This is a genomic window from Sphingomonas faeni, assembly GCF_024273235.1.
Taxonomy (GTDB): domain Bacteria; phylum Pseudomonadota; class Alphaproteobacteria; order Sphingomonadales; family Sphingomonadaceae; genus Sphingomonas; species Sphingomonas faeni_A.
In genome coordinates this window covers 110,620-124,965 of record NZ_JANBVH010000010.1, presented here as the reverse complement: position 1 = coordinate 124,965, position 14,346 = coordinate 110,620, and the positions used below count along the sequence as shown (strand labels likewise).

Sequence of the window (14,346 nt, the reverse complement as noted above, 5' to 3'; positions counted from 1 at the left end):
CCGCCCCACATCGACCCACCCCCGACCCCTCCCTTCCAGGGAGGGGGGAGAGCAGTCCATGAACCAGAACCTCACCGCCGATCGCCAGACCTTCGTCACGCATCTCGAATGCTCGATCACCGGTGAGCGGTATGAGGCGGACCAGCTTCATGGGCTGTCGCGCGCCGGGCGGCCGTTGCTCGTGCGCTACGACCTCGACGCGGTACGGTCCGCGGTTTCGCGCGACACGATCGAGGCGCGGCCGACCGATCTTTGGCGGTGGCGCGAGCTGCTTCCAGTCCGTCACACGGACAACATCGTCAGCCTTGGCGAGATCGAGACGCCGCTTGTACCGCTGACGAAGTCCGGAGGCCCCAACGTCCTCGTGAAGGACGAGGGCCGCCTCCCGACCGGCTCTTTCAAGGCGCGGGGCCTCGTCATGGCCGTCGCGATGGCGAAGGAGCTCGGCGTCACGAAGATCGCGATGCCGACCAACGGCAATGCGGGCGCGGCGCTGGCCGCCTACGCGACGCGGTGCGGGATCGAGACGATCGTGTTCTGCCCGGACGACACGCCCGAGATCAACGTCCGCGAGATCGCGATGCAGGGCGCGCGGGTCTGGCGGGTGAACGGCCTGATCGACGATTGCGGCGCGATCGTCGGCAAGGGCGCCGCGGAAGGCCGCTGGTTCGATTTTTCGACGTTGAAGGAGCCCTATCGGATCGAGGGCAAGAAGACGATGGGCCTCGAACTCGCCGCGCAGTTCGGCTGGAAACTGCCGGATGCGATCTTCTACCCGACCGGTGGCGGCACCGGGCTGATCGGGATGTGGAAGGCGTTCGACGAACTCGAAAGGCTCGGCTGGATCGGCTCCGAGCGGCCCAAGATGTTCGCGGTGCAGGCAAGCGGCTGCGCGCCGATCGTGCGCGCGTTCGAGGCGGGCGAGGAGCATGCCGAGCGCTGGGAAGACGCGAGCACCGTCGCGGCGGGCATCCGCGTGCCGAAGGCGGTCGGCGACTTCCTGATCCTGCGCGCGGTGCGGGAGTCGGGCGGGCAGGCGCTGGCGGTCGGCGATCCGGCAATCCTGAAGGCGGTCGACGCCGCGGCGAAGCAGGACGGGCTGCTGCTATGCCCCGAAGGCGGCGCGACGCTCGCGGCGTATCATCAGGCGCTGAACACCGGGCTGGTGGACGAGGACGACAAGGTTGTTCTTTTTAACTGTGCGACCGGTTTGAAATATCCGATGCCGGAAGCGCCGCAAGCGCTTGATCGGACACGACCTATCGATTTCGACGCGCTGTAAGCCGCGGATTTCTGCCGATCGGGTGGAGCGCGATCTACCAGATCGGTGGTTGAAATTGATCCATGTTGTCTGCAACGGGGCGCCCTTCTTTACCAAAGGGGGCTTCAATGCAGAAAATCGTACAGGTCGTTTGCGTGGTGCTCATCGCGGCGGCGGTGATGTTCGGCGGGCGTTGGTACATGTACGTCGCGCAAGGGGCGAGCCCTTATGACGAGGTCGGCATCGCGCTGAACGGCTATGCGCCGGGGCCGATGCGGGCGTGGGGTTGCCACAAGATGCAGGCGCGGTTCCCAGGGCAGTTGCCGCCTTATGGGTGTGGCGGAGCGGATGGTCGTAGCTGGCTCTGACCAATACTCGTCATCCCAGCGAAAGCTGGGATCTCCCCGTGACAGCGCGCGCGCCTGCCGCTTGAGATCCCAGCTTTCGCTGGGATGACGGTGGGGCGGGGACGGAAGCAATCACGGGGGCGCGACCTTTTTTCCTCCCCTGCAAGGGGAGGTGGCAGCGCGGAGCGCTGACGGAGGGGTGATGCGCTCTCGATAGGGCGATACCCCTCCGTCGCTTCGCGCCACCTCCCCTTGCAGGGGAGGATCGATGAATTTCAGACCACCACCTGGGGCGTAAACGGTAGCACCGTCTCATACTGCTCGAGCGGCGGTGCGCCTGCCACCTTCGCCCCCGCGCGCAGCAGGAACGCATGCCGCACGATCTCGCCCTGCTGCTCGATCCCGTAGCGATGCAGCGCCACCCCCGGCCGGAACGCATAGTCGTACCGGCACCAGGGATGCCGCGCCAAGGGCAGGAACACGCCGCGCTGGTGCTGCCAGATGTGCGTCATCTCGTGGATGAACAGCCCTTGCAGCGTCAAATGCGCGTGCGCGAAATCGTCGCACCACAGGTCGCCCTTGGGGTGGAAGTGGATGCAGCCGCGCGGGGCCATCACCGTGTCGCGCGGCTGGAAGAACGCCCATTTGCGCCGCGTCAGGCTGACCCGGGAATAGTCGATCGCGCTTCCGAACACCGACGCCGCCAACGCCGTCTCCCCTTCGGTCAACGCGCGCCTCGCGTCTTTACGGGTCACTTCTCGGCCGCGGTCCCCGCAGCCACGACGTTTGCGTTGTACAGGATCCGCGTCCCGTCGGCGAACGCGAAGGTCAGCATCGCCCGCGCGCCCGGCTTGATCCCGGGGTTCATGTTGAACAGCATCACGTGCCGCCCGCCCGGCGCGAAGGCGACGTCGGTGTTCGCCGGAATCTCCAGGCGCGTGAATGGCGCCATCGAGGTGACGCCGTTCTTGGCCATCGTCTCGTGCATCTCGGCCTTGATCGCGACGTCGGTGGTGACCGAGATCAGCGTCGCCGGGGTCGGCCCGCCGTGCACCGTGAAATACGCCGCCGCAGGGCGTCCGGTCACCGCGCCCAGCCGGATATAGGCGCCGTCGACCGACAACTCCTTGGGCTGCGAGCACGACGCGAGTGCCATCGCGGCAACACCCAGTCCGAAAACGATACGCATAGGTTACTTTTCTCCGGGCCAGACCACTTGCGCATCCTATGACCGGTACAATCTTGCGGCAAGCGCGAGGCCACCTATATCGCGCCCATCATCAGAAAGGTTCCACTGCCGTAACGGGGTGGAACCGGTTTCGTATTTTCGTTTCAAGTGAGGGGCTAATCAGAACTCATGGCTAAAGTAATCGGTATCGATCTCGGCACGACCAACAGCTGCGTTTCCGTCATGGAAGGCGGCAAGCCCAAGGTCATCGAGAATTCCGAGGGCGCGCGCACCACGCCGTCGATCGTCGCGTTCGCCAAGGATGGCGAGCGACTGGTCGGCCAGCCGGCCAAGCGCCAGGCAGTGACGAACGGCGACAACACCATCTTCGCGGTGAAGCGCCTGATCGGCCGTCGCTTCGACGATCCGATCACCAAGAAGGACACCGAGCTGGTTCCGTACAAGATCTCGCGTGGGCCGAACGGCGACGCTTGGGTCTCGGCGGGTGGCAAGGATTACTCGCCGTCGCAGATCTCGGCGTTCACGCTGCAGAAGATGAAGGAAACCGCCGAATCGTATCTCGGCGAGACGGTCACGCAGGCGGTCATCACCGTTCCAGCGTACTTCAACGACGCGCAGCGCCAGGCGACCAAGGACGCCGGCCAGATCGCCGGTCTCGAAGTGTTGCGCATCATCAACGAGCCGACCGCGGCGGCGCTGGCCTACGGCCTCGACAAGCAGGACGGCAAGACGATCGCGGTCTACGATCTCGGCGGCGGCACGTTCGATATCTCGGTGCTCGAGATCGGCGACGGCGTGTTCGAGGTGAAGGCCACCAACGGCGACACCTTCCTGGGTGGTGAGGATTTCGACAACAAGATCGTCCAGTACCTCGCCGACGAGTTCAAGAAGGCCGAGGGCATCGACCTCGCCAAGGACAAGCTGGCGCTGCAGCGTCTGAAGGAAGCCGCTGAGAAGGCGAAGATCGAGCTCAGCTCGGCCCAGTCGACCGAGGTCAACCTGCCCTTCATCACCGCGGACCAGAATGGTCCGAAGCATCTGGTGAAGTCGATCACCCGCGCCGACCTGGAGCGGATGGTCGAGGACCTGGTCAAGCGTACGCTCGAGCCGTGCCGCAAGGCGCTCGCCGACGGCGGCCTGAAGCCCGAGGACATCTCGGAAGTCGTGCTGGTCGGCGGCATGACGCGCATGCCGCGCGTGCGTGAAGTCGTGAAGCAGTTCTTCGGCAAGGAGCCGCACACCGGCGTCAACCCGGACGAGGTCGTCGCGATGGGCGCCGCGATCCAGGCCGGCGTGCTGCAGGGCGACGTCAAGGACGTGCTGCTGCTCGACGTGACGCCGCTGTCGCTCGGCATCGAGACGCTGGGTGGCGTGTTCACCCGGATGATCGATCGCAACACGACGATCCCGACCAAGAAGTCGCAGACCTACTCGACCGCCGACGACAACCAGGGCGCAGTGACGATCCGCGTGTTCCAGGGCGAGCGCGAGATGGCGGCCGACAACAAGATGCTCGGCAATTTCGATCTCGTCGGCATTCCTCCCGCACCGCGCGGCGTGCCGCAGATCGAGGTCACGTTCGACATCGACGCCAACGGCCTCGTCAGCGTGTCGGCCAAGGACAAGGGCACCGGCAAAGAGCAGCAGATCCGCATCCAGGCGTCGGGTGGCCTTTCGGACAATGACATCGAGCAGATGGTCCGCGACGCCGAGACCTTCGCCGAGGAGGACAAGAAGCGTCGTGCGGGCGCCGAGGCGAAGAACAACGCCGAGTCGCTGATCCACACCACCGAGCGCCAGCTTGCCGATAACGGCGATAAGGTCGGCGACGCGCTCAAGACCGAGATCCAGGCCGCGATCGACGCGACCAAGGCGGCGGTCGAGGGCGGCGATGCGGACGCGATGACCGAGAAGAGCACCGCGCTCGCCCAGGTCGCGATGAAGCTCGGCCAGGCGATCTACGAGAAGCAGGCCCAGGCGGACGCATCGCCGTCGGCGGACGGTGACGCGGCGAAGAAGGACGACGACGTCGTCGACGCCGAGTTCTCGGAAGTCGACGACAACCCGAAGGCGTAACTACCTGCCCCCTCTCCCCTCCGGGGAGAGGGTCGGGGTGAGGGGCAGTACCGAGAGGGGCCGCGTGTGGCGCCCCTCTCCCAACCCTCTCCCCGGAGGGGAGAGGGCTTAAGATTATGGCTACCCAGACAGACTATTACGAACTGCTCGAATGCGAGCGGACCGCGGATGCGGGGACGATCAAGTCGTCCTACCGCAAGCTCGCGATGAAATATCACCCGGACAAGAATGCCGGCTGCAAGGATTCCGAAGCGCAGTTCAAGGCGGTCAGCGAGGCGTACGATTGCCTCAAGGACCCGCAGAAGCGCGCGGCCTATGACCGCTTCGGCCACGCCGCGTTCCAGAACGGCGGCGGTGGCGGTCACGGCGGCGGCGCGCAGGATTTCGGCGGCTTCAGCGACATCTTCGAAAGCGTCTTCGGCGAATTCATGGGCGGCGCACAGCGCGGCGGTGGCCGGTCTGCGGCGCGGCGCGGCGCGGACCTGCGCTACGACATGGAAGTCAGCCTGGAGGAAGCCTTTCACGGCAAGACGACCGAGATCACGATCGACGTCTCCGCGCTCTGCAATACCTGCGACGGCTCGGGCGCCAAGGTGGGCACGCGCGCGAAAACCTGCCAGCATTGCGGCGGTCACGGGAAAGTCCGTGCGCAACAGGGTTTCTTCGTGGTCGAGCGCGCCTGCCCGGTCTGCAACGGCGCGGGCGAAGTCATCGCCGATCCCTGCCCCGATTGCCGCGGCGAAGGCCGTGTCGAGAAGACCAAGACGCTGTCGATCAACGTCCCTCCCGGCGTCGACGAGGGCACGCGCATCCGCATGTCCGGCGAAGGCGAGGCGGGCGCCCGCGGTGCGCCGTCCGGCGATCTCTACATTTTCCTGCACGTGACCAAGCACAATCTGTTCGAACGCGAAGGCACGACGCTGTTCGCACGCGCGCCGATCAGCTTCACGGTCGCGTCGCTCGGCGGGTCGCTGTCGATCCCCGGCCTCGACGGTCGCACGCACGAGGTGAAGATCCCCGCCGGCATCCAGTCGGGCAAGCAGCTGCGCCAACGCGGCGCCGGTATGCCGGTATTGCAAGGCCGCGGCTTCGGCGACCTCGTCGTCCAGATCGACGTCGAGACGCCCACGCGCCTCAGCAACCGCCAGAAGGAACTGCTCGAGATGTTCCGCGAGACGGAAACGGGCGACGAATGCCCGGCGAGCCAAGGCTTCTTCGCCAAGCTGAAGGGCGTGTTCGCGGGGGAATGATGTGGGGGCGGGCCGGGCGTGATAGCAATACGCTCGTATCCCTCTCGTCATCCCAGCGAAAGCTGGGATCTCCCCGTTCGGGTCGCATCGCTACTCAACAGGGATACCCCAGCTTTCGCTGGGGTGACGGGGCTTTGCGGGTGACGTTTGCATTCCCTTTCGTCATCCCAGCGAAAGCTGGGATCTCCCCGTTCGGGTCGAAAAGACTACCAACGGGAATACCCTAGCCGTCACTCGGGCGAGGGGGCTTGATCGCAGGAAGCACGAGTTCGCGCTTGCCTCAAGCGCATCGTCCGCCACAATAAAAACCGAACACCGAGGAATGACATGCGCGGACAGGTTTTAGGCGTCGATCCTCGCACCGGCGAAGGGATCGTCGCGGGGCAGGACGGGCAACGCTATCGGTTTGCGCCGGAGGATTGGGCGCATCGCGGCGAACCCGCGATCGGCATCGAGGTCGATTTCGAAGCCGCCAACGACCGTGCGCTGAGCGTCTTTCCGATGCCGACCGCGCCGGGCCCGCGCCGTGCGGTGCCGCCTGTTCCCATCGCCGCGCCGGCCAACGATCGCAACAAATACGTCGCCGCGGTGATGGCGTTCGTGATCGGGACGCTCGGCATCCACCGCTTCTATCTCGGGCGGACGGGCTCGGGAATCGTCATGCTGGTGCTGAGCATCACCGTGGTGGGACTGGTCATCAGCGCACCCTGGGCGTTGATCGACATGATCCGCTATCTGATGATGTCGGACGAGGACTTCGCGGCACGCTATCCGCGGACGCGGTAGCCGCCGCTGATCTCGCTTTTAGCAGAGACGAGAGCAACCTCGTCAGCGGCGGCCCTGAATCCTCCCCCGCCAGGGGGAGGTGGCTGGCTCTTGCCAGACGGAGGGGGAGGTAAGCGATAACCTCGGCTCCGTGTCCTCCCCCTCCGTCACCTTCGGCGACACCTCCCCCTTGCGGGGGAGGATCGATCGATCCCCCGTCACTTGGTGCGGATGATGACGCCGCGTGCGCTCCACTCGGACCGGGTTTCGCAGATCGTCTCGGGCAGCGTCTTGTCGACCTTGCGACCGAGAATAGTGCGCGGCATGCAGACGCGGCTGGTGTCGTCCTTGAAGACGCTGGCGGGCATGGTGACGGAAATCGGCTTGTCGCCGGCTGCGAATGCGGGGGCGGAGGCGCCACCGAGCGCGACGATGCTTGCTACCAGCAGAGCGGCGGGGCGGAACGAGTGGATCTGGAACATGGAATGCCTTTCACAGAGGATGACGCCCAACTGCGCCATATCTGTGTCACTGCACTAATGATGCCAAACACCTAAGAGTGTGGGATCGCGGTATTTAATCAGGGTGGGCAGAATTCTGACGAGACCGGTGAGCCAACATGCAGGACAGGCTACCATATATTGGCGAAGCTTGCGCTGCTCCGACGGCCTAGCCGCGCCCCCTTGGTAGGGGGCGGGCGGGCCGATGGATCAGAAGGCGGTGACGACCACCCCGACCACCAGCGCTTGAGCCGCGATCGCCAGCATGGTGCTGGTCACGGTTTCGAACATGCGCATGGGTAGGTCTCCGATGCCGGAAAAATATCCGGCAAGGGCGATATGGCTATAGTTGCGCGCTGTCGCAATTTTGTAACATACAATCGCAATTGCGTTGCGTGCATCTTGAGACGGTTTGGGCTGTGCGGGGTCATGATCACGAAGCTCTCCCCTCCCTGAAAGGGAGGGGCGGGGGGTGGGTCGGCTTCCGCACATTCCTGACGAGGGTGGCTCAAGCGGGCCGACCCACCCCCAACCCCTCCCTTTCAGGGAGGGGAGCAACGTTTGCCCCGTCCTCAGGCTGCGCCGAAGACCCGGGCGAAGATCGTGTCGACGTGCTTCAGGTGATAGCCGAGGTCGAACTTGTCCTCCAGTTCGGCATCCGACAGCGTCACTTCCGGATCCGCCTTCAGCAGTTCGAGCAGCGACAGCGCGCCATCAGAGTCCCACACCTTCATGGCGTTGCGCTGGACGAGGCGATACGCGTCCTCGCGGCTCACCCCCGCCTGCGTCAACGCCAGCAGCACGCGCTGCGAATGGACGAGGCCACCCATCTTGTTGAGATTCTTCAACATCCGCTCGGGATAGACGACCAGCTTGTCCATTACCCCGGTCAACCGCGCGAGCGCGAAATCGAGCGTGATCGTCGCGTCGGGCCCGATGTACCGCTCGACCGACGAGTGCGAGATATCGCGCTCATGCCACAGCGCGACATTTTCCATCGCCGGCGTCACGTACCCACGGACCATGCGCGCGAGGCCGGTGAGGTTCTCGGTCAGCACCGGGTTGCGCTTGTGCGGCATCGCCGACGAGCCCTTCTGGCCCGGCGAGAAGAACTCCTCCGCTTCCAGCACTTCGGTGCGCTGCAGATGGCGGATCTCGGTCGCGAGTCGCTCGATCGAGCTGGCGATCACGCCCAGCGTCGCGAAGAACATCGCGTGGCGATCGCGCGGGATCACCTGCGTCGAGACCGGTTCGACCGACAGGCCGAGCTTGCCCGCGACATACTCCTCGACGAACGGATCGATGTTCGCAAACGTCCCCACCGCACCCGAGATCGCGCAGGTCGCGACGTCCTCGCGCGCCGCCACCAGCCGCGCGCGGTTGCGCGCGAACTCGGCATGCGCCTGGGCGAGCTTCAGCCCGAACGTCACGGGTTCGGCGTGGATGCCGTGACTGCGGCCGATCGTCGGCGTCATCTTGTGCTCGCGCGCACGGCGTTCGAGCACCACCAGCAACGCGTCGAGATCGGCGATCAGGATGTCGCTTGCCTTCGCGAGTTGCACCGCGAGACAGGTGTCGAGCACGTCCGACGAGGTCATGCCCTGGTGCATGAAGCGCGCCTCGGGCCCGACATGCTCGGCGACGTTGGTCAGGAAGGCGATGACGTCGTGCTTGGTCTCGCGCTCGATCTCGTCGATCCGGTCGACCTCGAACGCGCCCTTTTCCCAGATCGCGGCGGCGGCTTCCTTGGGGACGACGCCCAGTTCAGCGAGCGCGTCGGTGGCGTGCGCCTCGATCTCGAACCAGATCTTGAAGCGCGCTTCGGGCGTCCAGATCGCGACCATGTCGGGGCGGGAATAGCGGGGGACCATGGGTTTCCTCGGGGCTGGTGAATGGCACGGTTCGTCGCGTGCTCCCCTCGGGAGACGCCTGCGGAGCGCCTAGCAGGCCATCGACGGGGGTACAAACGGCAATGCGTTCGGCCTATATCCGCCTTCGACGGTCGGTGTGTCGCAGTATCCGCCCAGTATCCCCGGGGCTGCTGCGGCGATCGTCCAGTAACGATTTCGATTAGCCGATGGAGAATGGCAATGCTCAAATATGCTCTGCTCGCAGGCGCGATGACGATTGCTGCGCCGGCGCTCGCGCAATCCACCATGACTTCGCCGCAGACTGCGCCGACGGCGACGACGGGCGCCGCCGATCCTTCGATGTCGCCCGCCCAGACCGCGCCGGGCCAGACCTCTCAGGCCCAGGCTGCGCCAAGCCAGACGACCCAGACTGCCCAGGCGACGCAACCCGCGAGCAGTGCCCAGGTCGCGCAGGTCGTCGACACCGAATTCCCGACTTACGACAAGAACGGCGACGGCAAGCTCAGCGCTGCCGAGTTTAGCGGGTGGATGGTCGCGCTGAAGACCAAGACCGATCCGTCGACCAAGCCCGACGCGCCCGAGACGAAAAAGTGGGTCGCCGCCGCGTTCGCGCAGGCCGATACCGACAAGAGCAAGTCGCTGACCAAGCCGGAACTGACCAGCTTCCTGTTGCAGGGCTGAACTTCTGCGCCCCAGGTGCACGCAAGGCCGTCGGGTTCGCCCGGCGGCCTCTCGCGTACTTGGCTCGGATCGCCCCGGTTTTCATGATCGACGGGAAGCGCGCGCGGCTAAGGTCAGCCAGCCTTGGATCAGCCAGCCTTTAGCGCGACCTGTTCCTTGTCGGCCAGCGTCTTGGTCAGGATCTGGCCCTGCGCTTCGACGGCGGCTTCCAGCAGCCGATCGGATGTCTCGACGGCGGCATCGGGCGTCAGCGATACCGCGACGCCGTCCGGCCCATCGACCAGAACCTGACCGTGCTCCGCGGTTACGGCCGAGGCCTGGTCGTGCAACTTGTTGTCCACATGCAATTCCTTCGACCGGACAACGAAGGCGCGGGGCAAACGTCGCGCGTTTTCGCGGAACTATCTGGTTGCGTCAGATCAACTTGCTTCAGATCAATCCTTGCGCGCGCAGGCTGATATGGCCGCCGGTGCCCATCACGATATGGTCGTGGACGGTGATGCCGAGCCGCTTGCCGGCCTCCGCGATGGTGCGCGTGATCTCGATGTCGGCGCGGCTGGGGGAGGGGTCTCCGCTCGGGTGGTTGTGGACGAGGATGATCGACGCCGAGCCGAGGTCGATCGCGCGGCGGATGACCTCGCGGACGTACACCGCGGCTTGGTCGATCGAGCCCTTGCTCATGACCTCGTCGCGGATCAGCATGTTCCTGGTGTTGAGGTGGAGCACGCGGAAGCGCTCGATCGCGTGGTGCGCCATGTCCGCGCGCAGGTAATCCAGCAGCGCCTGCCAGTTGGCGAGCACCGGGCGGTCGCTGACGTGCGACTGGAGCAGGCGGATCGCGGCGGCATGCGCGATCTTGATCGCCGCGGTCGAGATCTCGCCCATGCCCTTCACCCGGCCGAGCGCCTCGGCATCCGCGGTGAGCACCCCGCCGATCCCGCCGAACTCGCGCATCAGGGCCTTGGCGAGCGCTTTCGTATCGCCGCGCGGGATCGCGATCGCGAGGAGGTATTCGATGAGTTCGTGATCGAGCAAAGCGTCGCTGCCGCCTTCGAACAGGCGTTTGCGGAGGCGCCCTCTATGGCCCTTCAGATCGTTCCCCAAGACAGTGGCGTCGTCGTCTGCATCGGCCATAGCGTCAGGCTAGCACATCCGCGCGCAATTGCATGACGCCCCCGCTCCCGCCTATGCAGGGAGCCTGAGCGTGGCGGAGTGAGTGAGTGAGCGAGACGAGCGAGACGGGGGCCGACCCCGGCCCCAATCCTCGCCGTCCGGTGCCTGTCCGGCGTATCATGCTGATCGTCGCGCTGGTCCTGCTCGCCGGGTTGATCGCGCTGTGGCTCGCGCGCAAGCCGATCGCGGAAGGGTTCATCGATCGTGAACTGGCAAAGGCGGGCGTGCCTGCGCGGTACGAGATCGCCAACCTCGCGCTGGGTGGCCAGCGGCTGACGAACGTCGTGCTGGGCGATCCGGCGCATCCCGATCTGGTCGCGGACTGGGTCGAGACGCGGACGGGCGTCGGGCTGTCGGGGCCGTATCTGGAAGGCGTGCGCGCGGGGAAAGTGCGGCTGCGCGGTCGGCTGGTTGAGGGGAAAGTTTCGCTCGGCGCGATCGACAAATTGCTGCCGGCGTCGACGGGCAAGCCGTTCTCGCTGCCCGCGCTCGACGTGGCGGTCGCCGATGGGCGGATGCGGCTGGAGACTCCGCAGGGTGTCGTCGGACTGAAACTCGCGGGCTCAGGCAAGCTCGACGATGGTTTCCGCGGCACGCTGGCGGCGATCAGCGAGCGGCTTGAGGTCAGCGGCTGCGCGATCGACCGGCTGGCGGCGACGGTGAAGCTGCGGATCGACGCGGCGAAACCGACGATCACCGGGCCGGTACGCGTGTCGCGACTCGCCTGCGGGACGACTCGGGCGGATCATATCGTTGCGGACCTCGACGTCGGGCTGTCGGCCGCGCTCGACCGCTGGCAGGGCAAGGCGACGCTCAAGACCGGGGCGGCACGCGCACCGGCGATCGCGCTGGCCGGGGCAGGGGGCACGCTCGATTTCACCGGCAGCGCGACCGCGACCAGCGGCAAGGCGGACATCGCTGCCGATACCGTCCAGACCGCGGAAGGCCGGGCACGACGCGTTTCGATCGCGGGCGCCTACCGGATCGGCAAGCAGATGGCGTTCGACGGACGCGTGCGGGCGAGCGGTGCCGCGTTGGCGCAGGCGCGGCTTGCCGGCGTCGGCGGCCTAAGCAGCGCGGCGGCGGGAACGCCGGTCGCACCCCTGGCGGTCGCCATGACGCAGGCCATCGAGCGTGCCGGCCGTGGTTTCGCGGCGGACGGCGACGTTTCGGTGCGGTTCGTGGACGGGCGCGGCTCGGCGGTGCTGTCCCGCCTCGCGCTCGCCTCGGCCAGCGGCGCGCGCGTAGCGCTCGGCGGCGGGAGCGGGGTCGCGTTCGGTTGGCCGAACGGCGGCGTGCGGCTCGACACGACTCTGGCGCTGCAAGGCGGTGGCCTGCCCGAGGCGCGCGTGTCGCTCGCGCAGGCGAAACCCGGAGCAGCGATCCGCGGCGTGGCGCGCATCGCCCCTTATGCGGCGGGCGGCGCTCGGCTGGCACTGACCCCGGTGACGTTCAGCGCGACGCCCGGCGGCGCGACGTCGATCACGACGCAGGCGACACTCGACGGGCCGATCGGCAACGGCCGCGTCGACGGCCTGGCGATGCCGGTTGCCGCGTTGTGGGATGGTCGTGGACGGCTGGTCGTCAACACCGGTTGCGCGCCGCTCGCCGTGCAGCGCCTCGCGATTTCCGGACTGGTGCTCGATCCGTCGCGACTGACCCTGTGCCCGGTCGATGGCGCGCTGGTGCAGGTTAATGGTGCGCAGGTCAGCGGTGGCGCGACGATCGCTGCGGCGAAGCTGGGTGGGCGACTCGGCACCACGCCGATCACGCTCGCGACCGCCGGGGCGACCGTGCGGCTCGCCGATCGCGGCTTCCGGATCGAGGGCGTGCAGACGCGGATCGGCGCGCCCGAGCGCGTCACGCGACTCGATTTCGGCACCATCACCGGCCGCATGACGGGGCGGGGCGTGGCCGGCGCGTTCACCGATGGCTCGGGGCAGATCGCCAATGTCCCGCTGCTGCTCGGCGAGGCGGCGGGCGACTGGACGCTGGTCGGCGGCGCGCTCAACCTCACCGGGGCGATGGGCGTAACCGATGCCGCGCCGACGCCGCGGTTCAAGCCGCTTGTCGCGCGCACCGTGACGCTTGCGCTCGTGAACGGCACGATCACCGCGGCGGGCACGCTGTTCGAGCCGACCACCAACACGAAGGTGGCCGACGTGACGTTGACCCATGCGCTCGGCGCCGGTGCGGGCAAGGCCGACCTGAACGTGCCCGCGATCGCCTTCGCCAAGGACAGGCTGCAACCCGACGCGCTCACCCCGCTCACCTTCGGCGTGATCGCCGACGTCAACGGATCGGTCAGCGGCGAGGGGCACATCGCCTGGAACGCGGCCGGCGTGACCAGCACCGGCGTGTTCCGCACCGCCGGCACCGATCTCGCCGCCGCGTTCGGGCCGGTCACCGGAATCGCGACCGAGATCCGCTTCACCGACCTGCTCAATCTCCAGAGCGCGCCGGGGCAGGTGGCGACGATCCGTACGCTCAACCCCGGCATCCCGGTCACCGACGGCACGATCCGCTACCAGACGCTGCCCGGTGCGCGCGTGCAGGTCGAGGGTGGTTCCTGGCCGTTCGCCGGCGGATCGCTGACGCTCGACCCGACCCTGCTCGATTTCTCCGCGCCGAAGGAGCGCCGGATGACGTTCCACATCGCCAACATGGCGGCCGACCAGTTCCTGCAACAGTTCGATTTCAAGAATCTCGACGCGACCGGGATCTTCGACGGCGTGCTGCCGATGATCTTCGACGAGAGCGGCGGCCGGATCGAGGGTGGCGACCTGCGCGTCCGGCCGGGTGGCGGCACGCTCGCCTATGTCGGCGATCTCAGCCAGAAGGATCTCGGCATCTGGGCGAACATCGCGTTCCAGGCGCTGAAGTCGCTCCGTTACCAGTCGCTGCGCGTCGGCATGAACGGGCCGCTGGCGGGCGAGATGGTCACCGACGTGCGCTTTGCCGGGATCAGCCAGGGCGAGGGGGCTAAGGCGAACTTCATTGTCCGCCGCCTGCAAAAGCTGCCGTTCGTGTTCAACATCCGCATCAAGGCGCCCTTCCGCGGGCTGCTCGACACCGCGCAGAGTTTCTACGATCCGAAGCGGCTGATCGAGCGCAACCTGCCCGCGCTGATCCAGCAGCAGTCGGCGCCGCCTTCTCCGCCGAAACCTCCAACCATTCAGCCCACGGAAAGCAGTATCGTGCCATGACCGAAACAGGATTGAAGAAGCTGGAGC

At 66.6% G+C, this 14,346-nt stretch carries 13 protein-coding genes; 7 read left to right on the top strand and 6 right to left on the bottom strand.

The genetic code is table 11. The annotated features are described in order from the left end of the window. The first annotated feature begins 58 nt into the window (after positions 1–58). The gene (locus NLI89_RS07685; RefSeq protein ID WP_254686489.1) at positions 59–1,282 is read left to right on the top strand and encodes a threonine synthase; all 1,224 of its coding nucleotides are present in this window, start codon (positions 59–61) and stop codon (positions 1,280–1,282) included. 107 nt (positions 1,283–1,389) lie between these two features. Next, positions 1,390–1,629 (top strand): hypothetical protein, encoded by a 240-nt coding sequence (locus NLI89_RS07680; RefSeq protein WP_254686488.1) that lies wholly within the window; start codon positions 1,390–1,392, stop codon positions 1,627–1,629. Between the two features lie 254 nt (positions 1,630–1,883). On the opposite strand, the gene NLI89_RS07675 is transcribed toward NLI89_RS07680, so the two are convergent. Together NLI89_RS07675 and NLI89_RS07670 are read right to left on the bottom strand one after the other, a co-directional pair. Then, complete coding sequence (locus NLI89_RS07675) at positions 1,884–2,363, bottom strand: vgr related protein (RefSeq protein ID WP_254686487.1); 480 nt, start codon at positions 2,361–2,363, stop codon at positions 1,884–1,886. After that, positions 2,360–2,797: a copper chaperone PCu(A)C gene (locus tag NLI89_RS07670; protein ID WP_254686486.1), complete on the bottom strand. Its 438-nt coding sequence runs from the start codon at positions 2,795–2,797 to the stop codon at positions 2,360–2,362. Before NLI89_RS07670 ends, NLI89_RS07675 begins: the two co-directional genes overlap by 4 nt. A 168-nt stretch (positions 2,798–2,965) precedes the next feature. On the opposite strand from NLI89_RS07670, the gene dnaK reads away from it, so the two are divergent. From dnaK to NLI89_RS07655, 3 genes are all read left to right on the top strand, one after another. Beyond that, positions 2,966–4,873 (top strand): molecular chaperone DnaK, encoded by a 1,908-nt coding sequence (dnaK, locus tag NLI89_RS07665; protein WP_254686485.1) that lies wholly within the window; start codon positions 2,966–2,968, stop codon positions 4,871–4,873. A gap of 116 nt (positions 4,874–4,989) precedes the next feature. Beyond that, complete coding sequence (dnaJ, locus tag NLI89_RS07660; protein WP_254686484.1) at positions 4,990–6,123, top strand: molecular chaperone DnaJ; 1,134 nt, start codon at positions 4,990–4,992, stop codon at positions 6,121–6,123. 327 nt (positions 6,124–6,450) lie between these two features. Then, complete coding sequence (locus tag NLI89_RS07655; protein WP_254686483.1) at positions 6,451–6,909, top strand: TM2 domain-containing protein; 459 nt, start codon at positions 6,451–6,453, stop codon at positions 6,907–6,909. A gap of 197 nt (positions 6,910–7,106) precedes the next feature. Here NLI89_RS07655 and NLI89_RS07650 read toward each other — a convergent pair whose 3' ends face one another. After that, the gene (locus NLI89_RS07650) at positions 7,107–7,370 is read right to left on the bottom strand and encodes a hypothetical protein (RefSeq protein ID WP_254686482.1); all 264 of its coding nucleotides are present in this window, start codon (positions 7,368–7,370) and stop codon (positions 7,107–7,109) included. A gap of 590 nt (positions 7,371–7,960) precedes the next feature. Then, positions 7,961–9,259 carry an adenylosuccinate lyase gene (gene purB, locus NLI89_RS07645; protein WP_187504805.1) on the bottom strand — a complete coding sequence of 433 codons (1,299 nt, stop codon included), beginning with the start codon at positions 9,257–9,259 and terminating at the stop codon, positions 7,961–7,963. Positions 9,260–9,478: 219 nt separating this feature from the next. On the opposite strand from purB, the gene NLI89_RS07640 reads away from it, so the two are divergent. Next, entirely contained in the window at positions 9,479–9,940 is a 462-nt protein-coding gene (locus NLI89_RS07640; RefSeq protein ID WP_254686481.1) for an EF-hand domain-containing protein, read from the top strand. 128 nt (positions 9,941–10,068) lie between these two features. On the opposite strand, the gene NLI89_RS07635 is transcribed toward NLI89_RS07640, so the two are convergent. After that, positions 10,069–10,281 carry a hypothetical protein gene (locus NLI89_RS07635; RefSeq protein ID WP_254686480.1) on the bottom strand — a complete coding sequence of 71 codons (213 nt, stop codon included), beginning with the start codon at positions 10,279–10,281 and terminating at the stop codon, positions 10,069–10,071. Positions 10,282–10,369: 88 nt separating this feature from the next. After that, positions 10,370–11,074: a RadC family protein gene (gene radC / locus NLI89_RS07630; protein ID WP_254686479.1), complete on the bottom strand. Its 705-nt coding sequence runs from the start codon at positions 11,072–11,074 to the stop codon at positions 10,370–10,372. Between the two features lie 86 nt (positions 11,075–11,160). On the opposite strand from radC, the gene NLI89_RS07625 reads away from it, so the two are divergent. Then, the gene (locus NLI89_RS07625; protein WP_254686478.1) at positions 11,161–14,319 is read left to right on the top strand and encodes an intermembrane phospholipid transport protein YdbH family protein; all 3,159 of its coding nucleotides are present in this window, start codon (positions 11,161–11,163) and stop codon (positions 14,317–14,319) included. Positions 14,320–14,346 lie beyond the last annotated feature (27 nt).